This window comes from Bradyrhizobium sp. CCBAU 53421 (genome assembly GCF_015291625.1).
Lineage (GTDB): Bacteria > Pseudomonadota > Alphaproteobacteria > Rhizobiales > Xanthobacteraceae > Bradyrhizobium.
In genome coordinates, this window is sequence record NZ_CP030047.1 from 3,804,788 (window position 1) to 3,830,645 (window position 25,858).

General features: G+C 65.9%; 25 protein-coding genes. 19 read left to right on the forward strand and 6 right to left on the reverse strand.

What is annotated here, in order from left to right:
• Window positions 1–10: 10 nt before the first annotated feature.
• The 3 genes from fliM to XH92_RS17905 are packed head-to-tail and all read left to right on the forward strand — an operon-like array spanning window position 11 to window position 2,492.
• A complete protein-coding gene (gene fliM / locus XH92_RS17895) occupies window positions 11–1,213 on the forward strand; it encodes a flagellar motor switch protein FliM (protein ID WP_194460378.1) in 1,203 nt (400 codons plus the stop codon).
• Complete coding sequence (locus XH92_RS17900; RefSeq protein WP_194460379.1) at window positions 1,210–1,683, forward strand: DUF6468 domain-containing protein; 474 nt, start codon at window positions 1,210–1,212, stop codon at window positions 1,681–1,683. The genes fliM and XH92_RS17900 overlap by 4 nt, the downstream gene beginning before the upstream one ends.
• Window positions 1,680–2,492 carry a MotE family protein gene (locus XH92_RS17905; RefSeq protein WP_194460380.1) on the forward strand — a complete coding sequence of 271 codons (813 nt, stop codon included), beginning with the start codon at window positions 1,680–1,682 and terminating at the stop codon, window positions 2,490–2,492. Before XH92_RS17900 ends, XH92_RS17905 begins: the two co-directional genes overlap by 4 nt.
• Before the next feature lie 45 nt (window positions 2,493–2,537).
• Here the strand turns inward: XH92_RS17905 and XH92_RS17910 are convergent, their stop codons facing one another.
• A complete protein-coding gene (locus XH92_RS17910; RefSeq protein ID WP_194460381.1) occupies window positions 2,538–3,737 on the reverse strand; it encodes a glycosyltransferase family 87 protein in 1,200 nt (399 codons plus the stop codon).
• 386 nt (window positions 3,738–4,123) lie between these two features.
• On the opposite strand from XH92_RS17910, the gene XH92_RS17915 reads away from it, so the two are divergent.
• From XH92_RS17915 to XH92_RS17940, 6 genes are all read left to right on the forward strand, one after another.
• Window positions 4,124–7,945, forward strand: a complete 3,822-nt coding sequence (locus XH92_RS17915) for a tetratricopeptide repeat protein (RefSeq protein WP_194460382.1) — start codon at window positions 4,124–4,126, stop codon at window positions 7,943–7,945.
• Between the two features lie 280 nt (window positions 7,946–8,225).
• Entirely contained in the window at window positions 8,226–8,462 is a 237-nt protein-coding gene (locus tag XH92_RS17920; RefSeq protein ID WP_194460383.1) for a hypothetical protein, read from the forward strand.
• A 21-nt stretch (window positions 8,463–8,483) separates the two neighbouring features.
• Window positions 8,484–9,443, forward strand: a complete 960-nt coding sequence (locus XH92_RS17925; RefSeq protein WP_194460384.1) for a LysR family transcriptional regulator — start codon at window positions 8,484–8,486, stop codon at window positions 9,441–9,443.
• An 88-nt stretch (window positions 9,444–9,531) separates the two neighbouring features.
• Window positions 9,532–10,242, forward strand: coding sequence for an SDR family NAD(P)-dependent oxidoreductase (locus XH92_RS17930; RefSeq protein WP_194460385.1), 711 nt, complete (start codon window positions 9,532–9,534; stop codon window positions 10,240–10,242).
• A 31-nt stretch (window positions 10,243–10,273) separates the two neighbouring features.
• Window positions 10,274–10,525 carry a 4-oxalocrotonate tautomerase family protein gene (locus XH92_RS17935; RefSeq protein WP_194460386.1) on the forward strand — a complete coding sequence of 84 codons (252 nt, stop codon included), beginning with the start codon at window positions 10,274–10,276 and terminating at the stop codon, window positions 10,523–10,525.
• A gap of 122 nt (window positions 10,526–10,647) precedes the next feature.
• Entirely contained in the window at window positions 10,648–11,889 is a 1,242-nt protein-coding gene (locus XH92_RS17940; protein WP_246788475.1) for a YbfB/YjiJ family MFS transporter, read from the forward strand.
• On the opposite strand, the gene XH92_RS17945 is transcribed toward XH92_RS17940, so the two are convergent.
• From XH92_RS17945 to XH92_RS17960, 4 genes are all read right to left on the reverse strand, one after another.
• Window positions 11,886–13,037, reverse strand: coding sequence for an aminotransferase class V-fold PLP-dependent enzyme (locus XH92_RS17945; protein ID WP_194460387.1), 1,152 nt, complete (start codon window positions 13,035–13,037; stop codon window positions 11,886–11,888). The two genes, XH92_RS17940 and XH92_RS17945, sit on opposite strands and share 4 nt — an antisense overlap.
• Window positions 13,038–13,090: 53 nt before the next feature.
• Window positions 13,091–13,978: a hypothetical protein gene (locus XH92_RS17950; protein WP_194460388.1), complete on the reverse strand. Its 888-nt coding sequence runs from the start codon at window positions 13,976–13,978 to the stop codon at window positions 13,091–13,093.
• A gap of 85 nt (window positions 13,979–14,063) precedes the next feature.
• The gene (gene fliP / locus XH92_RS17955) at window positions 14,064–14,816 is read right to left on the reverse strand and encodes a flagellar type III secretion system pore protein FliP (protein ID WP_194460389.1); all 753 of its coding nucleotides are present in this window, start codon (window positions 14,814–14,816) and stop codon (window positions 14,064–14,066) included.
• Window positions 14,813–15,742, reverse strand: coding sequence for a flagellar biosynthetic protein FliO (locus XH92_RS17960; protein WP_194460390.1), 930 nt, complete (start codon window positions 15,740–15,742; stop codon window positions 14,813–14,815). Before XH92_RS17960 ends, fliP begins: the two co-directional genes overlap by 4 nt.
• Before the next feature lie 369 nt (window positions 15,743–16,111).
• On the opposite strand from XH92_RS17960, the gene flgB reads away from it, so the two are divergent.
• The 9 genes from flgB (at window position 16,112) to XH92_RS18005 (ending at window position 24,336) form a co-directional block, all read left to right on the forward strand.
• The gene (gene flgB, locus XH92_RS17965) at window positions 16,112–16,522 is read left to right on the forward strand and encodes a flagellar basal body rod protein FlgB (protein ID WP_194460391.1); all 411 of its coding nucleotides are present in this window, start codon (window positions 16,112–16,114) and stop codon (window positions 16,520–16,522) included.
• A gap of 26 nt (window positions 16,523–16,548) precedes the next feature.
• Complete coding sequence (gene flgC / locus XH92_RS17970; protein ID WP_097675999.1) at window positions 16,549–16,974, forward strand: flagellar basal body rod protein FlgC; 426 nt, start codon at window positions 16,549–16,551, stop codon at window positions 16,972–16,974.
• A gap of 26 nt (window positions 16,975–17,000) precedes the next feature.
• Complete coding sequence (gene fliE, locus XH92_RS17975) at window positions 17,001–17,312, forward strand: flagellar hook-basal body complex protein FliE (protein ID WP_194460392.1); 312 nt, start codon at window positions 17,001–17,003, stop codon at window positions 17,310–17,312.
• Between the two features lie 128 nt (window positions 17,313–17,440).
• Window positions 17,441–17,704, forward strand: coding sequence for a flagellar biosynthesis protein FliQ (fliQ, locus tag XH92_RS17980; RefSeq protein ID WP_194460393.1), 264 nt, complete (start codon window positions 17,441–17,443; stop codon window positions 17,702–17,704).
• A gap of 18 nt (window positions 17,705–17,722) precedes the next feature.
• Window positions 17,723–18,493 carry a flagellar biosynthetic protein FliR gene (gene fliR, locus XH92_RS17985; protein ID WP_194460394.1) on the forward strand — a complete coding sequence of 257 codons (771 nt, stop codon included), beginning with the start codon at window positions 17,723–17,725 and terminating at the stop codon, window positions 18,491–18,493.
• A 12-nt stretch (window positions 18,494–18,505) separates the two neighbouring features.
• Window positions 18,506–19,579, forward strand: a complete 1,074-nt coding sequence (flhB, locus tag XH92_RS17990) for a flagellar biosynthesis protein FlhB (RefSeq protein WP_194460395.1) — start codon at window positions 18,506–18,508, stop codon at window positions 19,577–19,579.
• 141 nt (window positions 19,580–19,720) lie between these two features.
• Window positions 19,721–22,306 carry a cell cycle histidine kinase CckA gene (gene cckA, locus XH92_RS17995; protein ID WP_194461309.1) on the forward strand — a complete coding sequence of 862 codons (2,586 nt, stop codon included), beginning with the start codon at window positions 19,721–19,723 and terminating at the stop codon, window positions 22,304–22,306.
• Between the two features lie 242 nt (window positions 22,307–22,548).
• The gene (locus XH92_RS18000) at window positions 22,549–23,508 is read left to right on the forward strand and encodes a TIM44-like domain-containing protein (RefSeq protein WP_194460396.1); all 960 of its coding nucleotides are present in this window, start codon (window positions 22,549–22,551) and stop codon (window positions 23,506–23,508) included.
• A 201-nt stretch (window positions 23,509–23,709) separates the two neighbouring features.
• Window positions 23,710–24,336, forward strand: coding sequence for a lectin (locus XH92_RS18005; RefSeq protein ID WP_246788566.1), 627 nt, complete (start codon window positions 23,710–23,712; stop codon window positions 24,334–24,336).
• Between the two features lie 248 nt (window positions 24,337–24,584).
• Here the strand turns inward: XH92_RS18005 and XH92_RS18010 are convergent, their stop codons facing one another.
• Window positions 24,585–24,992, reverse strand: a complete 408-nt coding sequence (locus XH92_RS18010; RefSeq protein ID WP_194461310.1) for a DUF3606 domain-containing protein — start codon at window positions 24,990–24,992, stop codon at window positions 24,585–24,587.
• Between the two features lie 153 nt (window positions 24,993–25,145).
• On the opposite strand from XH92_RS18010, the gene XH92_RS18015 reads away from it, so the two are divergent.
• The gene (locus XH92_RS18015; RefSeq protein WP_194460398.1) at window positions 25,146–25,853 is read left to right on the forward strand and encodes a glutathione S-transferase; all 708 of its coding nucleotides are present in this window, start codon (window positions 25,146–25,148) and stop codon (window positions 25,851–25,853) included.
• Window positions 25,854–25,858: the final 5 nt, after the last annotated feature.

Below are 25,858 nucleotides of genomic sequence, written 5' to 3' on the forward strand. Positions count from 1 at the left end.
ATGTAAAGCCATGGCCGGCAACGACCAGATGGACCAGGACGCCATTGCGGCCCAATGGGAAGCCTCGCTCGATTCCGAGGATCCCACGACGGCCGCGGCGGAAGCTGCCAAGAACGAGCTCACCGAGAACATGGCGCTGCAATGGGCCGCCATGGTCGAGGACGGCAGCCGCGACTTCGGCGGCAAGAACACCAATGGCGAGCGCGTGCTGTCGCAGGAGGAGATCGACAATCTCCTCGGCTTCACGGTCGGCGACGTCAGCCTCGACGACCATTCCGGCATCCGCGCCATCATCGATTCCGCGATGGTGTCCTACGAGCGTCTGCCGATGCTCGAAATCGTGTTCGACCGCCTGGTGCGGTTGATGACGACCAGCTTGCGCAATTTCACCTCGGACAACGTCGAAGTCTCGCTCGACCGCATCACCTCGGTGCGCTTCGGCGACTACATGAACTCGATCCCGCTGCCCGCGGTGCTCTCGGTGTTCAAGGCGGAGGAGTGGGAGAATTTCGGCCTCGCCATGGTCGACTCCAATCTGATCTATTCGATGATCGACGTGCTGCTCGGCGGTCGCCGCGGCCAGACCCAGCTCAAGATCGAGGGCCGGCCCTACACCACGATCGAGACCAATCTGGTCAAGCGGCTGGTCGAGGTGGTGCTGTCGGACGCCGAGCAGGCGTTCCGGCCGCTGTCGCCGGTGACCTTCACGATCGACCGGCTCGAGACCAACCCGCGCTTCGCCGCCATCAGCCGCCCGGCCAATGCCGCGATCCTGGTGCGCCTGCGCATCGACATGGAAGACCGCGGCGGCAATGTCGAATTGCTGCTGCCCTACGCCACCATCGAACCGATCCGCAACGTGCTGTTGCAGATGTTCATGGGCGAGAAGTTCGGTCGCGACCCGATCTGGGAAGGCCATTTCGCGACCGAAGTGGCGCAGGCCGAGATTGCGGTCGACGCGGTGCTGTACGAGGCCGATATCCCGCTGAAGGAACTGATGAAGCTGAAGGTCGGCGACACGCTGCCGCTGGACATCCGCTCCGACGCGCTGGTCTCGGTCCGTTGCGGCAACGTGACCCTGACGGAAGGCCGCATGGGCCGCGTCGGCGACCGCGTTGCGATCCGCGTCACCAAGAATTTGCGTAAACCCCAAACCACCTTCGCGATGTTCGAGAAGGCGGACGAGCGGACCAAGATGATGGAGGCACCATGAGTCATGTGCTTGGACTAGCAATAGAGAGTCTGGTGGCCGTGCTGCTGATGCTGACGATCGGCTATTGCTGGCTGCTCAACAAGCGGCTGCAGCGGCTGAAGGCGGACGAGCATTCGCTGAAGGCGACGATCGCCGAATTGATCACCGCGACCGAGATCGCCGAGCGGGCGATCGGCGGGCTGAAGCACGCGGTGCGCGACGTCAACGAAAACCTCGGCAACCAGCTCGATGCGGCGACGCAGATGTCGGCGCAGTTGAGGAACCAGCTCGCGGAAGGCGATGGTGTGGTGCGCCGCCTGTCGAAGATCGCGATGGCCGCGCGGCCGCCGGAGCCCGCGCATGCGCCGGCACCGGCTGCTGCGCCCGCCGCGCCAGCGGCGCCGGCGCCGAGGGTTTCGGCCGCACGCGCGGTTGCCGCGGCGGCTGAAGCCTTCACCGAGCGCAGGAGGGCCGGCGGCCTCGCTGCATGAAGTTGCTTCGTGACATCAGAGTGATGCCTGTGGTGCTGGTCGCGATCTTCGGCCTGATGGTGCTGAAGGTCGCCGGCCTCGTGCTCGACGGCGGTTACGTGTTTGCCGATGACGCGCCGCCGGCGGGTCCGGCCGGCCCCTCCTGGGCGCAGCAGAACTTCAACTTCCCCGGCGCTCCCAAGGCGGTGGCGGACAGCAAGATCAAGGCCGATCCCAACGACATCACGGGTTCGGTGCACGGCAAGGAAGAGAAGAAGGACGAGGCACCGAAGCCGGCCGCACCGGCCGCGGAGGCGCCCAAGCCCGATGGCGTGGTGGTCAATCTGGATGCGCCGCCGCCGGTGTCTGCGTCGGAACGCGCGATCCTGGAGCGGCTGCAGTCGCGCCGCCAGGAGCTCGAGACGCGCGCCCGCGAGGTCGAGATCCGCGAGAGCCTGCTGAAGGCCGCCGAGAAGCGCATCGAGGCCAAGGTCGAGGAGGCCAAGGCCAATGATGCAAAGGCGAATGCCGATGCGGCGGCAAAGGCTGAGGCCGACGCCGCGCGCTTCAAGGGCATCGTCACGATGTACGAGAACATGAAGCCGAAGGACGCCGCAAAAGTGTTCGATCGGCTGGAAATGAATGTGCTCTACCAGATCGCCTCGCAGATCCAGCCGCGCAAGATGTCCGACATCCTCGGCCTGATGCAGCCCGAGGCCGCCGAACGGCTCACGGTCGAGCTCGCCCGCCGCGCCGGCGGCGACAAGTCGGCGTCGACAGATGATCTGCCCAAGATCGAAGGCAAGATGCTCGCGCCGAAGACGAATTGACGGGTGCTGTTCGAGCCGTCCGTCAATTGCCAGGTGTCGGCCTCCTCAGCCGTAGGCCGGATCCGGCTTGAGACCAGGTTGCCTGCATTTCATCCAGATGATCGCGATGACAGCTCCGCACATGAACGGACCAACGGGCACGAGCACGAACGGGAACGCGTATCCCAGCACGACAATGACGCCGAGGGCGATACGGATGGCTCGCCGATTGGCGACCAGCAAGCCCTGATCGAAGTCAGCCTTCATCAGGAAGACCAGCGCCATCGCCAGGAGCGGAAGATCGTAGATGACGAAGTAGGGCGACATCAGCGGCGTTGCCGCTAGCAGGCTGGCCGCCTGAAGAGCGAAGCTGACGTTACGACGCCATAGCACGACCACCCAAACCAGTGCGGCTGCCGCGACGGCCATGTGGAGCGACCAGGCCAGTCCGTAACCAAGGCCGGCCATCCTAAGCAGGCCATAAACACTCGACAGGTTATACCAAGCGACCCCTCCACCAGCATGCAGCCGCGCCGATACAGTCGTCGCCCCTTCGCCGAATGCCTTGAACGTATCCCAGCCGAAGCTCACTCCGGTGAGCAGCACGAGTGCAAGCGTTGCCAACGCTGCGGTGATGATGACGTTCCAACGCCTGGTCGCAATCAACACGAAGGGCAGAAGGACGCCGAACTGAGGTTTGAAGACGAGCAGTGCGATCAGGAAGCCGCTGAGGAGCGGCCGCCTGTCCAACGTCAGCAGGATGCCGCCGAGCAGCGCCGAGGCAAGCAGCCCGGTCTGGCCGTGAAACACATCATAGAAGACCGGCGGGGTCGCGAGTGCCAGCAGCAGGGCGCCGGGGCGCGGTCGGATGGCATAGATGACGAGGAGCCAGCAGAACAGCTTTGCTATGCTCCAAACCCAGAACGCGACCGGAAACGGCAGCAATGCGAGGGGCGCCAGGGCCAGGAGAAACACCGGCGGATAAAAGAACGGCAGTGGAATCTGATCGTACGGATACCGGAGTTGATCGATCGGCGGCATCCGAAGGATGAGTTGCCGATGCAGTTGCTCCCAGTCGTAGGCGCCGGCCGCGTGGCCATCGAGCGCCATCCTGCCCGCGCCCCAGAAACACGAAAAATCGAACCCGGGGCCTTCGCCGTTACCACTGACGAACAGTAAGACCTCGAAAGCGATCAGGAGAGCGCAGGCAATAGCCTGCGCCGGGTCGTCTCCTGCAAAACCATTTCGGCGTGCGACTTGGTTCATAACGTTGGTTTGAAAAATGCTTAAATCAATCAAAAGTCGAATCTATCATTGCGTTTCTTGACTAGGCAAGGCCGGGCATTTCCGGGCTCATTCGGAGAGTTAATCCCCAAGAATGGATTGTTCTCTGCCGCGGCGTGCGAGATCGCCGCGATGGGCCGCTTGGCGATGGGGCGATCACTCGTCCTCGTTCGCGGCGCTGTCGAGGGTACGAACCGCGTCCGATGCGGCTGACAAAATGCGGAACCAGGCGCACACGCCACGACCCCGAAAATGCGGCCGACGGGTTTACGTTAACAGGTCCTTAACGCCGCCCGATCCAAGATCGGGACGCGTGGGCGAGGGCGCTTCGCGCTGGTATGGCTGAGGTCCCGAGAAGACGTTTCGAGATGGCGCGAACGGCTGCCGCTGGAACATGGTCGTTAGGCCGCGCCTGGACGCGGACTGCGCGTCTGTGCCTGCTTGCCACCGGCCTCGCCCTCACAACCCTGACATATCCGGCCGCAGTGCGGGCCCAGGACCCGCCGCCGGTGCCGGGTGAGGCGACATTCTCGGCCGCGAACGGCTATGCCCGGCTGGTACTGAAGCTGAAGGAGGATGTCGAGTCGGAGGTCATGACCGCCGGCTCGATCATCGTGATCCGCTTCAAGCGTCCGGTCGAAATCCCCGTCGAGCAAATCTCGGATGCGGTGCCCGATTATGTCGGCGCCGCGCGCCGCGATCCGGACGGTTCGGCGATCCGCCTGTCGCTGGCGCGCCGTGTCACCGTCAACACCATGACCGCCGGCGAGCGCATCTTCGTCGACTTCCTGCCCGACGGCTGGACCGGGCCGCCGCCGTCGCTGCCGCAGGAGGTGATCCGCGAGCTGGCGGAGCGCGCCCGTGCCGCGGAGCGGCTGCTGCGCATCCAGCGCGCGGCCGATGCCGCCAAAAAGAAGCCGCCGATCCGCGTTCGCGCGCTGGTGCAGCCCACCTTCGTGCGTTTCGTGTTCGAGGTTCCCGACGGGGTCAGCGTCTCCTCGGTGCTGAACGAGCAAAAGCTGACGCTGTCCTTCAACTCGGTCCTGAGCTTCGACCTTGCCGATGCCAAGGTGGCAGCTCCCCCGAACGTCGCGTCGATCAGTTCGCGCGCCGATACGGACACCTCGGCGGTCGACGTCACGCTGATCGGCGATGTCGACGTGCATTCGTTCCGCGACGAGAAGAACTACATCGTCGATGTCGCCTTCCAGCAGAACGAGCAGCAGCAAGCCGCAAAGCCCTCGCTGAGCTCGTTGCTGCCGACGCCGCGCGGCAAGAAGGGGTCGGCTGCGATCGCGCCGGTGACGTCGGAAAGCATCGCGCAGCAGGCCAAGGTCGAGATCAAGTCCGAGCAACCCAAAGCAGAGCACGCCAAGGCGGAGCCGGCCAAATCCGAACAAGTAAAGTCCGAACAGGCGCCGTCCGAGCCGGTCAAGGCCGAACCGGCCACGACCGGAGAACCGGCGCCCGCGCCGGCCAAATCGGAACAGCCGAGATCCGAGCTGCCGGGTTCGGAGCCGCCAAGGATTGCCGCTGCGCCGCCGGCCGACGCCGAGAAGGCGGCTCCGCCGGCCGGGCCGCGCGAGGGCGGTGCTGCGACGGAACAGAGCGACGCGCCAAAGCCTGCGCCTGCAGTCGCGGCCGCGCCGGCGATGGAGACGCCGAAGCCGGCGGCAGCGCCATCGCCGCCTGCCGAGGCGCGCGCCGGCGCCAAGTCTGCTGCCAGCTCCGCGGTCGAAGCCCAGCGCGACAGCGACGGGTTGCGGGTGACGTTCTCATTTCCCGGCGCGACGCCGGCGGCGCTGTTTCGTCGCGCCGACACGGTGTGGATGGTGTTCGACACGCCCGAGGCGATCGACGTCGATCCGATCCGCGCCAAGGCCGGCTCGCTGATCTCGGATGTCAGCCAGATCGCGCTGGAGAAGGGGCAGGCGGTGCGCTTCCGCCTCAACCGGCCGCAGATGCCGTCGCTCGAGAGCGACGACCGCTCGCGCGGCGTGAACTGGACGCTGACCTTCGCCGACCGGGTGCAGAAGCCGCCGCTGCCGCTCAGCGTGGTGCGCAACATCAGCGAGCCCTCGCTCGCCAATGTCAGCGTGCCGCTCGCCAATCCCGGCCAGCTCCACAGGCTGATCGATCCCGACGCGGGCGACACGCTCTGGGTCGTGACCGCGCCGCCGCCGACCCGCGGCATCATCAAGCGGCAGGATTTCGTCGAGCTCTCGCTGCTGGAATCGATTCACGGCGTCGTGGTTCATCCGAACGCCGACGACGTCAAGGCGGAGGTCGGCGCCGACAAGGTGACGCTGGGCCGGCCCGGCGGCCTGACGCTGTCGTCGGCCGACGTCGCCGCCGAGCGCGCGACCGCGGCGGTGAAGCCGCTGTTCGATCCGGACGAGTGGCGCAAGAACCAGTCGGAGAATTTCCTCAAGCAGCTCGACGGCCTGATTGCGGCGGCTTCGACGGCCAATGCCGAGCAGTTGCCGCAGGCGCGGCTCGACCTCGCCGATTTCTACATGGCGCGCGGCATGTACCAGGAAGCCCATGGCGTCGCCAATCTGATCCTGTCCGACAGCAAGCGCGGCAGCGAGACGGCGTCCGTGGTGATGGTGCACGCGGTCGCCAGCATCCTGATCGGGCACCCGGCGCAAGGGCTCAAGGATCTTGCCAATCCCGTGATCGGCAACGGCTACGATTCCCAATTGTGGAAGGGGCTGGCTTTTGCCCGCGAGGGCAAGTGGCCCGAGGCGCGCGAGAAATTCAAGAACGCCGAATTCGCGGTCGCGACGCTGCCGCCCGATCTGCAGCGCATCGTCACCTTGGATTCGATGAAGGCCTCGCTCGAGGTCAAGGACTATGCCGGCGCCGCGCGGCGCAAGAGCGATCTCGACGTGGTCGGCGTTCCCGATGCGCTCAAGCCCGCGGTTGCGGTGCTGCGCGGCCGGCTCGCCGAAGCGCTCGGCCAGGAGAAGGATGCGCTCGACGCCTACCGCTTCGCCGCCAGTTCGTCCGACCGTCTGGCCGCTGCCGAAGGCAAGCTGCTGGAGACGCTGTTGCGGCAGAAGCGCGGCGAAATCGGCCGCGACGATGTGCTGAAGGAGTTCGAGCTGTTGTCGATGCTGTGGCGCGGCGACAATATCGAGCTGAAGACGCTGTACGTGCTGTCGAAGATCTATGCCGAGACCGCGCGCTATGCCGATGCCTTCGCGGTGACGCGTGCGGCGACCCGGCTGCAGCCGAACGCGCCGGAATCGCGCCAGGCGCAGGATGCCGCCTCGGCGCTGTTCGTGCAGCTCTATCTCGGCCCGAAGGGCGACGAGATGGCGCCGATCGATGCGCTAGGCACCTTCTACGACTATCGCGAGCTGACGCCGATCGGCCGCCGCGGCGACGAGATGATCCGCCGTCTCGCCGATCGTCTCGTCGGTGTCGATCTGCTCGACCAGGCCGCCGACCTCCTGCAATACCAGGTCGACAAGCGGCTCGAGGGCGCGGCGCGCGCCCAGGTCGCCGCGCGGCTTGCGATGGTCTATCTGATGAACCGCAAGCCCGACCGCGCCATCGGCGCGCTGCGCTCGACCCGGATCGCCGATCTTTCCGGCGAACTGCGCCAGCAGCGCCTGCTGCTCGAGGCGCGCGCGCAGAGCGATGTCGGCCGGCACGACCTCGCGCTCGACATCATCTCGAACATCACCGGCCGCGAGGCGATCCGGCTGCGTTCGGACATCTATTGGGCGTCGCGGCACTGGCGCGAGGCCTCCGAGCAGATCGAGCTCTATTACGGCGAACGCTGGCGCGACTTCACTCCGCTCAATCCCGGCGAGAAGGCCGACATCATCCGCGCCGTGGTCGGCTACGCGCTCGCCGAGGACGCCATCGGGCTGTCCCGCTTCCGGGAAAAATACGCGCCGCTGATGTCCGGCGATGCCGACAGGCTGGCATTCGACGCGGCCAGCAAGCCGGTCGCGACCTCGAGCGCCGAATTCGCCCAGATCGCGCGGATGGCCGCCAGCGTCGACACGCTCGACGGCTTCATCCGCGAGATGAAGACCCGCTTCCCCGACGCCACCGCGCGCGCGCCGCTGCCCGACCCGGTCACGACCGGATCGCTGCCCGACGGGCCAAAGGCCGCGCCGGACAGCACGCTCCCGGCCATCAAGGGCGAGCGCCGCGCCAGCGCCACGCCGTAAAGTCGCGCATGGGGTCAACCTTTGCATCGACGAACGGAAAGCGTCAGGAGCTTGCGTTGCTGACCCGTTCGTGCGGGCAAAGGAAGCCTGAAACCTGGCTTGATACGTTCACCGTCCCCGGGCGGGGCGCAAGCGGCGGGTGGTATCGACCCGGCACGAATGTTCGCCGGAGAGGTGCGATTTGTCAATTGCAAGAGGGCGTGATCGCGTTCGTCTCTCGACATTCCGCTGCCAAATCGGCAACCATGGCGGAAGTCGCCAGCCGGGAGGACGTCGTCACATGAGCAAGCCGATCAAGACCGAAGCCGAACTCATCGCGATGGCGCGGGCCGAGTTGAAGGTCCATGCCGATTGCCCCGACGGCATGGGCATTTCGGTGCTGCGTGACGGCGATAGCTGGGAATTCCGCGCCAGCGCCAACGAGGCCACGGTGGCAAGGCCCGGCTATCCCGAATGCGTCGCGATGCTGGTGCAGATCGGCGACCACCTCAGCAAGCAGTATGACGTAGAGGGCTAACGCTGCCGCGAAGAGGGAGCGATGGATCGCATCGACGCCATGAAGGTCTTCGTCGCCGCGGTCGACGAGGGCAGCCTTGCAGGCGCGGGGCGGAAGCTGCGGCGCTCGCCGGCGGCGGTCAGCCGGGCGATCGCATTCCTCGAGCATCACGTCGGCGCCGAGCTGCTCCATCGCACCACGCGGTCGCTGAAGCTGAGCGATGCCGGCCAGCGTTATGCGGCGGCGTGCCGGCGGATTCTCTCCGAGCTCGAGGAGGCCGACATCTCGGCCGGCGGCGAGCGGTCGGCGCCGCGCGGCATGCTGACCATCACCGCGCCCGTCGTCGTCGGCGAGGACGTGCTGCGGCCGCTGCTCGATGCTTTCGTGACGGAACATCCGGCGGTGTCGGTGCGGCTCGCGATGCTCGATCGCACCGTCAATCTGATCGACGAGGGCATCGACGTCGCGCTGCGCATCGCCCATCTTGCCGATTCCAGTTTCGTCGCCATCAGGCTCGGCGAGGTGCGCCGCGTGCTCGCGGCATCGCCGGGCTACCTTGCGCAGCATCCCGTGATCGGCGAGCCGGCGGATCTGGCGAAGCACCAGATCATCGCGATGACGCATTTCGGGCTCGACTCCTGGAGCTTCCCGCCGGTCGCGAAGTCGAAGGTCGCGCGCGCGGTCCAGTTCGCGCCGCGGCTGGTCGTCAACACGGTGCGGGCGGCGGTCGCCTCGGCCAGCGAAGGCTACGGCGTCACCCGGCTGTTCTCGTATCATATCGCCGAGGAAATCCGTGACGGGCGGCTGCAGATCCTGCTCGCCGGCGACGAGCCCCCGCCATTGCCGGTGCATCTGCTGGCGCCGCAGGGGCGCTTCGACGTGCCCAAGGTGCGCGCCTTCGTCGACTTCGCGACGCCGCGGCTGAAGCGCTATTTCGAGCGGCTGTCGCGCGAGGCCAGCCGGGCCAGTCGTTCGCGCCGCGGAAGAGTGTCTGCCGAATAGTGGGCATTCGCGCGGAAGGCGGATGTATCTAGCTTGCTCTCCATCGAGGCGGCGCTGTTGCGGCCTCATCAACAGATGGAGAGAGATCATGGGTGCAGAGCAGAAGGTTGCCATCATCACCGGTGCATCGCAGGGGATCGGCGACGCCCTCGTCAGGGGCTATCGCGATCGCAACTATCGCGTCGTCGCCAATTCCCGCGGCATCAAGCCGTCGACCGATGCCGACGTGCTGGCGGTGCCGGGCGATATCGGCGATCCCGAGGTCGCCGATCGCATCGTCAAGCAGGCGCTGGCGCGCTTCGGCCGCGTCGACACTCTGGTCAACAATGCCGGCATCTTCGTCGCCAAGCCGTTCATCGACCATACCGACCAGGACTATGCGTCGGTGCTCGCAACCAACCTCAACGGCTTCTTCTACATCACCCGCCGTGTGGCGAAGGAGATGGTGAAGCAGGGGTCGGGGCACATCGTTCAGATCACGACCAGCCTGGTCGACCATGCCAACAGCAACGTGCCTTCGGTGCTGGCGTCGCTGACCAAGGGCGGCCTGAATGCGGCGACCAAGTCGCTCGCGATCGAATATGCCGCCAAGGGCATCCGCGTGAATGCGGTGGCGCCCGGCGTGATCAAGACGCCGATGCACGCTCCCGAGACCCATGATTTCCTCGCCAAGCTGCATCCGGTCGGGCGCATGGGCGAGATGAAGGACATCGTCGATGCCGTGCTGTTCCTGGAAGGCGCGGGCTTCGTCACCGGCGAGATCCTGCACGTCGACGGCGGCCAGAGCGCCGGCCACTAACGATCATGCTCAACCAAATCGGGAGCGTGTGATGCCTGTTGTCACCATCCAGGTCACGCGTGAGGGGACGACGCCGGGTGCGTCGTCCACCACGCCCGAGCAGAAGGCGGCGCTGATCAAGGGCGCCAGCGAATTGCTGCGTGACGTGCTCGGCAAGCCGATGGAGTCGACCTTCGTCATCATCGAGGAAGTCGACACCGACAATTGGGGCTGGGGCGGGCTGCCCGCGCTGGGCTATCGCAAGAAGCTAGCTGCCGCTGCGGCGTCCAAATCTTCCCGCTGAAGGGCCTGCCCAATCCGAACTGTGCGCCTCTCCCGATCGGGAGAGGTGAGGTGCGATCACTGCGAGCGATTGCTGCAATCGCAACTATTCATTTTTCACGAACGGCCGGAGGGCCTACTGCCATGTCCATGTCAGCCAATGTCGATCATGACAGGCGTCATCACGCCGCGCCGCATCGCGATGCAGGCGGTCCGCTGTGGCTGTCCGCGGCGGCGGGGCTGTGCGCCTCGCTGGTCGGGCTTGGGCTGGCGCGCTTTGCCTACACGCCGCTGATCCCGGCGCTGATCGCCGCGAAATGGTTCACACCGGCGGAGGCCGTGTATCTCGGCGCCGCCAACCTTGCCGGCTATCTCGCCGGCGCTCTGATCGCCCGCGATCTCGGCGCGCGCATCGGCTCGGTGTGGGCGCTGCGCGGCATGATGCTGCTGGCCGCGGTCACCTGCTTTGCCTGCGCGGTGCCGACCTCCTTCGTCTGGTTCTTCGGCTTCCGCTTTCTCGCCGGCATCACCGGCGGCGTCATCATGGTGCTGGCGGCGACCGCGATCCTGCCACAGACAGCGCCGAGCCGCAGGGGCCTGATTGGCGGCGTGATCTTCGCCGGTGTCGGCCTCGGCGTCGCCGCGTCAGGCACGCTGGTGCCGCTGTTGCTGCAGCAGGGTGTCAAGCAGGCCTGGTATGGCCTCGGCGTGCTGTCGACGGTGCTGACCCTGATCAGCTGGAAGGCGTGGCCGGCGGACGTGCCTGCTGCGCATGCTGCAGCCGAGCCGCATGTTGCGTCGCATGGCGTGCGTTCGCCGCTGGTGATCGCGCTGTGTCTGGAATACGGCCTCAACGCGCTGGCGCTGGTGCCGCACATGGTGTTCCTGGTCGATTTCGTCGCCCGCGGACTCGGGCAGGGGATCGCGGCGGGATCGTATTACTGGGTGCTGTACGGCATCGGCGCCGTGATCGGTCCGCTACTATCAGGGCATCTCGCCGATCGCGCCGGCTTCGCTGCGGCGCTGCGCGCGGCGTTCCTGATCGAGGCGGTCGCGGTCGTGCTGCCCGCCGTGACGACGTCGCCCGCCGCGCTGATCGTGTCGAGCCTCATTGTCGGCGGCTTCACGCCCGGAATCGTGCCGCTGGTGATCGGCCGCATCCACGAGCTGATCCCCCATTCCGCCGCGAGCCAGCGCTCCGCCTGGGCGCAGGCGACCACGACCTTCGCGCTGTTCCAGGCGGCGGGCGCCTACGGCCTGTCCTGGCTGTTCGCACAGAGCGGCGGCAATTACGCGCTGCTGTTCGTGATCGGCGCGGCCGGAGTGGCTTTAGCACTCGCGATCGAACTGGTCAGCGTCGTCGTGCTGGGACAAAAGCGCGGTTAGCCGCGCAGCGCTTTGGTCAGCGCAGCGACGAGGCGGTCGACATCGGCCTCGTCGTTGAAGACGTGTGGCGATATCCGCATCCGGCCGAGCCGCAGCGCGACGTGGATGTTTTCGGCGGCGAGCCGCGCGATCAGCTCCTTCGGGATGCCGCCGGCCATGCCGAGGCTCAGGATATGCGGCGCGCGCACATTGCCCGCCAGCAGATTGAGCCCGAGATCGCGCACGCCGTCGGCGATCCGCGCATTGAGCATCGCGAGCCGCGCGCCGACGGCGGCGGCGCCCCATTCCGCCATCATCTCCATGCCGATCGAGGCCATTTCCAGCGTGATGAAATGATCGCGTTCGCCCATGTCATAGCGCCGGGCATTGTCGACGTAGCCGAGATCGCCGAAATACACCGGCTTCTCCGAATTGACGTCGCGGCGTCCGGCGGAGGTCTGCTCCAGCGGCACCCCGTTCTGGTGACGCTTTGCGACATAGAGGAATGCGCGGCCGTAGGGGCCGATCAGCCATTTGTAGGTCGGGAAGATCACCGCGTCGGGGTCGAGCCTTGTCACGTCCATCGCCACGACACCTGCGCTCTGCGTCGCGTCGATCACGAACATGGCGCCATGCCGCCGCAGCGCCGACTGCACCTTGTCGACGTCGATCATGCCGCCGTCCGACCAGTGCACCGAGGAGATCGAGGCGAGGCCGACCGGCGGCGCGCCTGGCCGCTCGATCGTTGCAAGCACCGCCGACGTCCAGTCGCCGTCGGCGGGCTGGCGCACGGTGTCGACGACAAAACCCTGGGCGTCGGCGCGGGCGTGCCATTCCAGCACCGGTGAGGAGTGATCGTTTTCCAGCACGACGACGCGGGTGCCGCGCGGAATGGTCAACGCCTTCGCCATGGTCGCTATGCCGTAGCTGATCGCAGGGATCAGTGCGATGTCATTCGCATCGGCGTTGATCAGGCGCGCCGCCGCGGCGCGGGCGCGCTCATGCTGGCGGCCGGCGAAACCGGCGTCGATGGTCCAGGGCTGGCCCTTGCGTCCGACTGCGGCGCGGCCGGCGTCGAGCGTCTTCAGCGGCAGCGGGCTGTAAGACGCCGAGTTCAGGTAGCAGACGTCGCGTGGGATCTCGAACAGATGGCGCTGGGAGGGAAGCATGTCGTCTCGTGGCTGGAATTGCTGATGATGTCGCGGTGCGGACGAGCGCGCGCTCATCCGTCATACTGGTCCGGTCCCATCGCCCATGGCGCCTGGTCGTAGCCGTTGGCGAAGGTGCGGTTGGTCTGCGCCGGATTGCGGTTGACCAGCGGCCGCAGATACATCGGATGGGTGGCGCTGCGCACCTCGTGCTCGACGGTGAACAGATGCCGGCCATCTCTGGGATCGACGATGTCGCAGAAGCGGTACTGGTACTGATTGTCCTCGCGGGAGACCAGATTGCGTTCGCGCAGCCGCTTATAGGGGCCGGAGAAGTCGGTGATGTAGATCTGGACGTGATGGCCGTCGAACTCGCGCTGCGCCTGGTCGGTCTCGCGGAATTGCAGATACTGATCCTTGCCGACTTTTGCGCGCGCCATCGTGCCGTCGTCATTCGCAACGCTGGCCGGGATGCCCATGATCTCAGGGTAGAACCGGCTGATTGCCTCGGCCGTGCCGCGCGGCACGTCGAATTCGACATAGGGCATGCCGAGCGCGATGCGCCCGAACCGCTCGGCGTCCGGTTCATAACAGCGCAGCCGGTTGCCCCACGGGCAAATGGCCTCGACGTGATCGTTGTGCTCGCGATAGCTGAATGCGGTGCCTTCGAGCTTGGGGGCGACCGCGGCAAGCCGCGCGAGCAGGCCCTGCCGTCCGGAGATCACGATCGCGGTGTGGCCGCGCAGCACCTGTGGCCGGCCGCTCGGCAGATGAAACTGACTGCGGCCGGCGTTCACCCACATGTTGCTGTCGGAGACCATCAAATAGGGATCGCGGGTCAGCCCGATGCCGGCGACGTAGAACAGCGTGGCGAGGCGCTGGTCGGGCACCTGCACATTGACGTGCTCGAGATGGATGGCGTTGCCGAGGTCTTCTGCGGCGCGGTCGAATGGCTGCTGCACGGCGCGGCTCCCTGGATGCGGTGCCGCGCATGATAGTGCAACGGCACGGCCGATCCAGCTGGGAGCCTATGAATGTTTCGCGGGGCTATCCCCCGTAACTCTGCACCAGGCTGCCGGCAACCAGCGCCCAGCCGTCGACCAGCACGAAGAAGATCAGCTTGAACGGCAGCGAGACCACCACCGGCGGCAGCATCATCATGCCCATCGACATCAACACCGAGGCGACCACGAGGTCGATGATCAGGAACGGCAGGAACAGCAAGAATCCGATCTCGAAGGCGCGCTTCAGCTCGGAGATCATGAAGGCCGGCACCAGGATGCGCAGCGACATCTCCTCCGGCGTCGCCGGCGGCGGCTCGCCGGAGAGGTCCATGAACAGTTTCAGATCCTTCTCGCGGACGTTCTTCTGCATGAAGCCGCGCAAGGGCACCGAGGCGCGCTGCAGCGCGTCCTCGACGCCGATCTGGTTGGCGACCAGCGGCTTGATGCCGTCGTCATAGGATTTCTGCAGCACCGGCCCCATCACGAAGGCGGTGAGGAACATCGCGAGCGCGATCATCACCGAGTTCGGCGGCGCGGTCGCGGTGCCGAGCGCGGTGCGCAGCAGCGACAGCACGACCACGATGCGCGTGAACGAGGTCATCATGACCAGGATCGACGGCGCGATCGACAGCACCGTGAGCAGCGCGATCAGCTGGATCGCGCGCTCGGTTACGCCGCCGTTGCCGCCGCCGAGATTGATGCTGATGTCCTGCGCCATCGCCGGATCGGCGAAGGATCCGGCGGCGATCAGGACAGCGATGAAAAAAACTCTACGCGGGACTGTCCCTGACCTCACGAAGGATTCTTCGGTCGGCCGAGCAGCGAGGCCATCTCGTCCTCGAGGTTCTCGAACCCGCTCTTCTGTCCGCCGGCGGGCGGGGCAGGCGGCTCGCTGCGCGGCGCACGCACCGGCGGCGCCTCGGGCGCAACCGGCGGCGCAACGGTCTCGCCGGCGCCGGTCGGGCGGCGCAATGCCGCCTCGAGCCGCTGCGCCATCTCGGCGAGATTGGCATCGGCGTTCGATGCCGGCGGCACCGGCGGAGGCGCCTGTGTTGCGACCGGCGGCGGAGCAGGTGGCGGCGGCGGCGCGACGGCGCGTTCGGGCGCCCGCGGTGGCGCCTTCGGCGGCTCGGCAGCGCGCGGCGGACGCGGGATCACGGGTTCGGAGCGCGGCGGCAGGCGTGGCGGCATCGGATCGGGCCGCGGTTCACCGCGCTCGGGCGTGAAGCCGGCCAGCGGATCGCTGCGACGCTCGGCGATCGGCGGCGGAGGCCGGCGCAATTCGTCGGCGAAGGAGGGGCGCGCCTGGCGCGGCGGCAGCTCCGGCTCGGGAAGATCGAGATTGTCGGCGCGGGCTGCTTCGCTTTCGTTCCACGCTGCATCCGGAAGCGGCGCCACGCGCGGCGGCGCGGCATCGGCTGCGACCGCGGGGCGCGTCGACATTTGATCGCGCGCGGGCATCGCGCGGACGATATTCGGCTCGACAACGATATCGGTGGGGCCGCCGATCATCAGGAGATGCTCGATATTGTCGCGGCGGACCAGCACTAGGCGGCGCCGCCCATCGACGGCGGCAGCGTCGATCACCGCCAGGCGTGGCATGCGTCCGCGGTTGGCGTTGGCCCCGAGCCGGTTTCCGGCGAAGCGGCGGACGAGCCATGCGGTGACGCCGATCAGCGCCAGCACGACAACGAATGCCAAGACGAATGTAATGACCTGCATATTGGAGTCCCCGGCCATCGTGGCCTTCCTCAGCTTCCGCCATCAACGAGCGCGGATTGATAGGTGCGGTTTGCGCAGCGAATCGCGCCCGAGATTCGCCTTATTTCTTAATTCCCAGCGGCTTGCAGCCGACTGTTCTATTAATAAACCAAGAATCGCTTGTCCCAAAACGACTTCTCAGCGCCCCACGCTGTCTTGGTTTGTGCTGGTTAACGCAGCATTCGTGGCGAAAATGCGCTCGCCGGCAGCAGTTGCGGCGTTCTCCACGGGTCGATCCGATATTTTAACCACCCATTAACCATACACCGGGCAAATTCTGCCTACCTCGGAAGGCCCAAAGGCCGCCCAAAGGTTAACGGAGCCGCGACGATGGCCATGAACGACCTCCCGATCCTGTCGGCGCTGCGCACCAAGATGCAGTGGCACCAGGAGCGCCAGCGGGTGCTCGCCGAGAACATTTCCAATTCCGACACGCCGAACTTCCGGCCGCGCGACCTGGTCGAGCCGAAATTCGACCGGGCCGGCACCACCGTCGGCGGCGGCATGGGGACGCTGCCGATGATGCAGACCAGCGCCACCCACATGACGGCGTCGGGCGCGCCGGACAACTTTGACAATGATCGCGGCAAGAGCGGGTTCCAGACCCGCCCGGCCGGCAACGCGGTGAATCTCGAGGAGCAGATGCTGAAAGTGTCGGCCAACCAGATGGACTACGCGGCCGTCACCTCGCTCTACAGCAAGAGCCTGCATCTGCTGAAGACCGCGATCGGCAAGGGTTAGGCCGCTGACAGCGGCGGGAGGATCCCATGGCAGATGGAACAAGCGATTTCACCCGCTCGATGAGCATCGCGACCTCGGGCTTGCGCGCGCAGGCGGGGCGGATGCGGGTGATCTCGGAAAATATCGCCAATGCCGATTCGACGGCGCAGACCGCGGGCGGCGATCCCTACCGCCGCAAGGTACCGACCTTCTCCTCCGCGCTCGATCGCTCGCTCGATGCGCAGGTCGTGACGCTCGGCCGGATCCGCCCCGACCAGTCGTCGTTCCGCATCAAGCACGAGCCGGGCAATCCGGCGGCGGACGCTTCCGGCAACGTCAAATACCCGAACGTCAATTCGATGGTCGAAATGACCGACATGCGCGACGCCCAGCGCTCCTACGAGGCGAACCTCAACATCATCAGCGCGACGCGGCGGATGATCCAGCGCACGCTCGACATCCTCAAGTCCTGACGCAACAAGAACAGGGAACGTAAATCATGGCTACACCGACAGTCGCCGCCAACGCCTACGCCAATCTCGCCAAGATGATGCAGCGCGGCGGGGTCGAGAAGGCCGGGCAGGCCGTCGCCGGTCCGTCGTTCAGCGCGCTGCTGAAGGATTCCGTCGGCAGCGTGCTGGAAGCGGGCAAGAAGTCCGACGCGCAGACCATGGCGATGGCCTCGGGCAAGGCGAATGTGATGGATGTGGTGACGGCGGTCGCCGATACCGACGTTGCGGTGTCGACGCTGGTCTCGGTGCGCGACCGCGTGATCCAGGCCTATGAAGACATCATGAAGATGCCGATCTGATTTCACTGTCGTTCCGGGGCGCGAAGCGAGCCCTCAGGTGCGCAATTGCGCACCGAGAACCTCGAGATTCCGGGTTCGCGCTACGCGCGCCCCGGAATGACGAAACAAGTCAAGAAGCGAGAACAACAATGACCGGCCCTGAAACTCTCGACGTCGCGCGCGATGCGATCTGGACCATCGTGCTGGTGTCGTCGCCCTTGATGGTGGTCGGCCTCGTGGTCGGCGTCGTGGTGTCGCTGTTCCAGGCGCTGACCCAGATCCAGGAACAGACGCTGGTCTTCGTGCCGAAGATCCTCGCGATCTTCGTCACATTGCTGCTGGCGCTGCCGTTCATGGCGGACTCGCTCTCGAGCCACATGATGCGGATTTCGTCGCGAATCATCGGCGGTTGATGCACTAATGCCGCGGTCATGCGCATCGATGTCTCCCTGCTGCCGGCGCTCGCCGCAATCTTCGTGCTGGTCTTTGCGCGCGTGGGCGCGATGGTGATGCTGCTGCCCGGTTTCGGCGAGAGCAACATCCCGGCGCGGGTCAAGCTGTCGATCGCGCTGCTGCTGACGCTGATCATCCTGCCCCTGCACCGCAACGCCTATCATGTCGACCTGACGTCGATCTCCTCGCTCGGCGTCTTGATGGTGCATGAGCTGATCATCGGCATCGTGCTCGGCGCGACCGCGCGGGTGACGCTGTCGGCGCTCAACGTCGCCGGCTCGGTGATCGCGCAGCAGCTCGGCCTCGGCTTCGTCACCGCCGTCGACCCTACCCAGGGCCAGCAGGGCCAGATCATCGGCAACTTCCTCACCATCCTCGGCCTGACGCTGCTGTTCGCCACAGACAGCCACTATCTCGTGATCGCGGCGCTGAGCGAGAGCTACCGCATCTTCTCGCCCGGCGAGATCATGCCGACCGGCGACGTCGCCGCGCTCGCGACCTCGGCGTTCTCCGCCGCCTTCAAGATCGGCCTGCAACTATCGGCGCCGTTCCTGGTGTTCGGCCTTGTCTTCAACATCGGGCTCGGCGTGCTGGCGCGGCTGATGCCGCAGATGCAGGTCTACTTCGTCGGCGTGCCGCTCTCGATCATGGTCGGCTTCCTGATCTTCGGCGTCGTGCTCGCGGCGATGATGGGCACCTATTTCGACTATTTCAACGGCGTCATGCGCCAGCTCGCTCCAATGAATTAACCAGGAGCAGGGATGGCCGACGATACCGACGACAAAACAGAAGACCCTACGCAAAAACGTCTCGACGAAGCCCTTGAGAAAGGCGACGTCGTCAAGAGCCAGGAGGTCAACACCTGGTTCGTCATCGCCGGCGCAACGCTGGTGCTGTCGACTTTCTCGGGCTCGATCGGTGGCGGCATCTTGATGCCGCTGCGCAACCTGATCGCCAATTCATGGATGATCCGCACCGACGGGGCCGGCCTGCTTCAACTGACCCAGACGCTCGGCTACGCCGTGGTCGCGGCGATCGGCGTGCCGTTCCTGATGCTGGCGCTGGCCGCGGTCGCGGGCAACATGATCCAGCATCAGCTGGTGTGGTCGGGCGAGCAGCTCAAGCCGAAATTCTCCAAGATCTCGCCGGCGGCCGGCTTCAAGCGGCTGTTCGGCAAGCAGGCGGTGGCGAACTTCCTGAAAGGCCTGTTCAAGCTGATCGCACTTGGCGTCGTGATGGTCATGGTGCTGTGGCCCGACCGGATGCGGATGGAATCGTTTCTGCGGGTCGACCCGGCCGAGCTCCTGCCCGCCATCACCGGCATGACGGTGCACCTGATGGCGGCGGTGGTCGCCATCCTCGCCGCGGTCGCGATCGCCGACTACTTCTTCCAGTACCGGACCTGGTACGAGCGTCACAAGATGTCGCTGCAGGAGATGAAGGAGGAGTTCAAGCAGTCGGAAGGCGATCCGCACGTCAAGGGCAGGATCAAGCAGTTGCGGGTGCAGCGCGCCAAGAAGCGCATGATGGCCCAGGTTCCGAAGGCCTCGGTGATCATCACCAACCCGACCCACTATTCGGTGGCGCTGGCCTACGACCGCAGCATGTCGGCGCCGATCTGCGTCGCCAAGGGCGTCGACGTCCTCGCGTTCAGGATCAGGGAGATCGCCAAGGAGCACGACATTCCGATCGTGGAGAACGTGCCGCTGGCCCGGGCGCTCTATGCGACCGTCGACATCGACAAGGAAATCCCGGTCGAGCACTATCATGCGGTTGCCGAAATCATCGGCTACGTGATGCGGCTGAGGCGGGGCCTGTCCGGCCTGCGCCAATAAGGGGCGGAAAACCGCTTGAAATGCGCGTAATTTGCGAATTAGCGGCCTGATGGACTTGCGTTTTCGGGTCCGATTCAGGCACTCAGGGGTGAGGTGGCCGGCCGGTCGCCTTCGTGATGCAGACGAGCCATGTCTCTCCAGATGACCGCCGATAGCAACGATCCTCCCGCGACCGAGCCGTTCGTGGCTCACGGGCCAGCGCGGCGGAGCGGCAGCATCCTGCTGGTGCTCCTGATCGCCACCGGCATCGTCGCGGTGGCGGTCTGGCTCATGACAATCGGCCGGACCCAGGCGCAGCCCTATATCCTCTTCGTGCTGGCGCTGCTCGCCACCGTCGGGCTGTTCAACCTGTTCGCCCTTGCCGCCGGCATCATCCGCTTCTCCGACCGCGCCACCGACGATCCGGTGATGGCGCGGATCGCCGACCAGGCCCAGGAAGGGCTCGTCGTCACCGACTCCCGCGGCCACGTGGTCTATTCCAACGCCGCCTATCTCACGCTGACCGGCGCGGCGGGTCCGCAGGACGTCCGTCCGGTCGAGCGGGTCTTCATCGGCAACCCCGACGTCTCCGAGGCGGTGTTCCGCCTCCTGAAGGCGGCGCGCGAGGGCAAGCGCCAGCAGGAGGAGGTCCGCATTGCCGGCCATGAGGCCGGGCAAGGTGGCGGACAGGGCCGCTGGCTGCGCCTGCGGGTACGCCCGCTCGGCGAAGGCAAGCGCGACGCGAAATATGCCGTGTGGTCGATCGCCGACGTCACCCGCGACCGCGAGCGCCAGGAAGACGTGTTCCAGGAGCTGCGGCACGCGATCGAATATCTCGATCATGCGCCATGCGGCTTCTTCTCGGTCAATCCGGCCGGCGAGATCGCCTATGTCAACGCGACGCTCGCCAACTGGCTGGACTACGACCTCGCCGAGATCGGCTCGGGGGGCCTGAAGCTGACCGACATCGTTTCGGGCGACGGCGCGGCGCTCTTGACCTCGATCGCTGCGGTGCCCGGCGAGGTCAAGACCGAGGTGTTCGACATCGACCTGCGCATGCGCGGCGGCAAGACCGTGCCGGTGCGGCTCTATCACAAGCTCGCCTTCGGCGCCGACGGCGCCGCGGGCGCCTCGCGCACGCTGGTGATCAGCCGTGCCCGCGACGAGCATTCCGATCCGGAGCGCGCCGCCGAGGTGCGCTTCATGCGCTTCTTCGATCATACGCCGATGGCGATCGCGACCGTCGATCGCGGCGGCAACGTGGTCGGCGCCAATGCGCGCTATGCCAAGCTGGCGCAGGGGCTGAACGGCGACGGCGGTGCGGCCAAGTCGATCTTCCGTGCGGTCAATCCGCGCGACCGTGGCCTTCTGATCGCCGCGATCAACCAGGCTGCCGAGGGCCAGGGCGACATCGCGCCGGTCGAGGTGATGCTCGACGGCGCGAAGGAGCGCTTCGCCCAGTTCTTCGTCACGACGGTGGAGAAGGACGAGCGCGACGCTGAGACCGCGATCGTCTACATGCTCGAGACCACCGAGCGGCGCGCGCTTGAGAACCAGATCAACCAGTCGCAGAAGATGGAGATGGTCGGCCAGCTCGCCGGCGGCATCGCGCACGATTTCAACAACGTGCTGTCGGCCATCATGATGGCCAACGACTTCCTGCTGAACGCGCACAAGCCGACCGACCCGTCGTTCCAGGACATCATGCAGATCAAGCAGAACGCCACCCGCGCCGCGACGCTGGTGCGGCAGCTGCTTGCGTTCTCGCGCCGCCAGACGCTGCGGCCGCAGGTGCTCGATCTCGGCGATGCGCTGTCGGACCTCACCATGCTGCTGCGCCGCCTGATCGGCGAGAAGGTCAAGCTCGACCTCGTGCATGGCCGCGATCTGTGGCCGGTGAAGGTCGACGTCTCGCAGTTCGAACAGGTGGTGGTCAATCTCGCGGTCAACGCGCGTGACGCGATGCCGGACGGCGGCAAGCTGATCATCCGCACCGCCAACGTGCCGACCGAGGAAGCGGCCCAGCTCGCCAACAAGGGCATGCCGGCGGCGGACTATGTGAAGATCGAGATTTCGGACACCGGCACCGGCATTCCGCACGAGATCATCGACAAGATCTTCGAGCCGTTCTTCTCGACCAAGGAAGTCGGCAAGGGCACCGGCCTCGGCCTGTCCACGGTCTACGGCATCGTCAAGCAGACCGGCGGCTTCGTCTATGTCGATTCCGTGCCGGGCAGCGGCACCACGTTCCGGATCTATCTGCCGCGGCATCGCCAGGAGCAGGAGGTTGCACCGGAGGCGCATGCCGGCAACGGCGCGGCCAAGGAAACCGCAGCCGCCGCGGAAGCCGCCAAGCCGAAGCCGGATCTCACCGGGCAGGGCACCATCCTGCTGGTCGAGGACGAGGACGGCCTGCGCTCGCTCAATGCGCGCGGCCTGCGCTCGCGCGGCTACAGCGTGATCGAGGCGGCCAACGGCGTCGAGGCGCTGGAGGCGTTCGAGGAGAAGAATGGCGCCGTCGATCTCGTCGTCTCCGACGTCGTGATGCCGGAGATGGACGGGCCGACGCTGCTGAAGGAAATGCGCAGCCGCAATGCAGAGCTGAAGATCATCTTCGTCTCCGGCTATGCCGAGGATGCCTTCGAGAAGAGCCTGCCGGAGAACCAGCAATTCGCGTTCCTGCCGAAGCCGTTCACGCTGACGCAGCTGGTCGCCGCGGTGAAGGAAACCATGACGGCGGCGAACTAGTCGGTTGCCACGGCAAGTGTCTTCCCATCTCGCAAGTGCGAGGTGAAATTCCGTTGCAACTGCGGTTGAAACCGGGCCTCATCCCGCGCTAGGACGCACCGTCGCGTCCACAAGGCCCATAGTGTCACATCGCCGCGACCGAGGGCCGCAGCCGCGGTTCCCGTTTCCCGCTTCACTTTTGTCAGGCCCTGCCCATCTTAGGGGCGTTTCCCCATGCCGGGGAATCCTTTGAGGAAACCAACATGAATTTCTCGCAACGCACGCGTGGAATTGTCCGGGCGATCGCCGTCGCGATGGCGCTGGCGCTGCCCGTGATGATGACCGTCTCGGCGGCCGACGCCCGCGTCGGCGGCGGCGGCTCGCGCGGCTCGCGGACATTCTCCGCGCCGCCCTCGACCAACACCGCGCCGGGCTCGGTGGCGCCGATGAACCGTACTTTCAGCCAGCCCGGCAGCCCCAGCATGGGCTCGCCGGCGGCAGCGAATTCCGGTGGCCTGTTCGGTCGCGGCGGAATGGGACGCGGCCTGCTCGGCGGCCTGGCCGCGGGCTTCCTCGGCGCCGGCCTGTTCGGCATGCTGTTCGGCGGCGGCTTGTTCTCGGGCCTCGGCGGCCTGTCGTCGATGCTCGGCCTGCTGCTGCAGATCGGCCTGATCGTGCTCGTGGTCCGGCTCGCGATGTCGTGGTGGCAGCGCCGCAATGCGCCGGCCGCCGCCTACGCGGGTGGCCCCGACGTCGGCCCCGGTCCGCAGGCGAACGCCCGTTCCGGCTTCGGGTTTGGCCTCGGCGGCGGATCGAACGCGCCGGTCGAGATTGCGCCTGGCGACTACGAGACGTTCGAGCGCCTGCTCGGCGACATCCAGACCGCGTGGTCGAACGAGGACATCGCCAAGCTGCACACGCTCGCGACGCCGGAGATGGTGTCGTACTTCTCGAAGGATCTCGAGGAGAACAAGGCGCGCAACGTCACCAACAAGGTGACCAATGTGAAGCTGTTGCAAGGCGATCTGGCGGAAGCCTGGCGCGAAGGCGACAGCGAATATGCGACGGTCGCGATGCGCTACTCGCTGGTCGACACCATGCTGGAGCGCGGCACCGGCCGTCAGGTCAGCGGCGGGCAACCGGAGGAGGTCACCGAGGTCTGGACCTTCGTGCGCCAGCGCGGCGGCAATTGGGAACTCTCGGCGATCCAGCAGACCAACTGATCGACTGCCTGAGATGACGAGTACAAGGCGCCGCGGCATCGTCCGCGGCGCTTTTGTTTGTGCGCGTTATTGACGTGCCGCGGCGCCGGAATATCCGGACCGGCTGCGGGTTGATGTCAGCGGACCAAGAACAACCATGGGAGGATCAAGATGAAGATCATTGCGCATATCGCGGTTCCCGCCTGTCTTGCATTCGTCGTCATGGCCGCGCCGCCGGCAACGGCGCAGACCGCCGACACCGGCTTCTTCGTCACCAGCAACGGCATCGGCAATGGCGGCAATCTCGGCGGCCTCGCCGGCGCCGACAATCATTGCCAGACCCTGGCGCAAGCCGCGGGCTTCGGCGCGCCGAAGACGTGGCGCGCCTATCTCTCGACCCAGGCGGCCGACGGCAAGGTAGCGGTGAACGCGCGCGATCGCATTGGCAACGGCCCGTGGAAGAATGTGAAGGGCGTCGTGGTCGCCAAGGACGTCGCCGACCTGCACAGCGCCGGCAACAATCTCACCAAGCAGACCGCCCTGTCCGAGAAGGGCGAGGTCGTCAACGGTGCCGGCGACACGCCGAACCGCCACGACGTGCTGACGGGATCGCAAGCCGACGGTACCGCGTTTGCGGCCGGCGAGGACCGCACCTGCAAGAACTGGACAAGCAGCACACAAGGCGCCGCGATGGTCGGGCATTTCGACCGCAAGGGCCTGCGCGACGACGAGCCGTCGAAATCCTGGAACACGTCGCATCCCTCGCGCGGTCCTGACGGCGGCTGCTCGCAGGCCGATCTGAAGAGCACCGGCGGCGACGGCCTGCTGTACTGCTTCGCGGCGAATTGAGGCGACGGAGGCGCGCGTGCGAATTTGTCGTCATTGCGAGGAGCTCGCGACAAAATTGCAGAGCAATTTTGCGCTGAAGCGACGAAGCAATCCATCTTTCCGCAAATGCGGCGCGGTGGATTGCTTCGCGGAGCCTGTCATCGGGCGGCGCTTCGCGCCGACCCGTTGGCTCGCAATCACGGGGATAGAGCAGCGTGCGGAAATCCTCGTCGTTGTCCGACGACCTATCAGCCGCCGCCTCTCATCGCTCAGCTCTTCTTGCGCTTACCGGCCTTCTTGGCGGTCTTCTTCGCAGCCTTCTTTTTCTTCGCGGTTTTCTTCTTCGCCGCGAAGTAGGCCTCGACCTTCTTCGAGGAATGTCCGACCTCGCCCACCGCGGCCTTGAGGCGGGCAGGGGTCACCTTGAACTTCTTCGACCAGTAGCGGACCTCGTAGGGCTCGCTGATCGCGATCCGCGCGCGGTCGGCAGCCATGTGCCGCTGCTCCTTGAAATGGGCTTCCACCTTCTTGGCGGAATGCCCGACCTTCTTGACGGCGGCCTTGAGCTTTGCCGGCGTGACCTTGAACTTCTTGGACCAGTACGCAACTTCGTAGGGCTCGCTCAACGCGATCAGAGCGCGATCCTGCGCGCCCCGCTTCTTCTTGTTGTCCGCCATCAGTTGATCCTTCATCGAAGACTCGAGGCTGGAACCTTAGCAGTCTCTGTGTGGTTCGGACAGGCACACCGCGTGCAGTGGACGATCTGATCGCGGCGCGGCTACGATCGCCATGAAGCAAAGCGATGCGGTGAAGTTTTTGGAGGTAAGTGCATGCACTATCAGCTCTACTACTGGCCGATGATCCAGGGCCGCGGAGAATATGTCCGCCTCGCGCTCGAGGATGCGGGCGCTGAATATACCGATGTCGCGCGCGGCAAGGGCGGCACCGGCGCCATGATGAAGATGATGGATGCGCACAAGGGCACGCCGCCGTTTGCGCCGCCGTTCCTCAAGGCGGGCCAGCTCGTGATCGGGCAAACCGCCAACATCCTGCTCTATCTCGGCGCCCGCCATGGCCTGGCGCCGAAGGCGGAAGGCGGAAAGCTCTGGGTGCACGAGTTGCAGCTGACGATTGCAGACCTCGTGCTGGAGATTCACGACACCCATCATCCGCTCGGGCCGTCGCTGTATTACGAGGACCAGAAGGCGCCGGCGAAGAAGCGCACGGAAGAGTTCTGGAAATCGCGGGTGCCGAAATATCTCGGCTATTTCGAGGGTCTCGTTGCGGCGAACGGCGGCGCCTTCGTCACCGGCCGCCGGCTGACCTACGCCGATTTGTCGCTGTTCCAGATCGTGGAAGGCCTGCGCTACGCCTTTCCGAAGCGCATGGCAGCCTTCGAGAAGAAGGTTCCGCGCCTGATCGCGCTGCGCGATCGCGTCGCCGAGCGTCCGAACATCAAGGCGTATCTCGCCAGCGCGCGGCGGATTCCGTTCAACGAGGAGGGGATCTTCCGGCGCTACAAGGCGCTGGATTTGTGATCGCA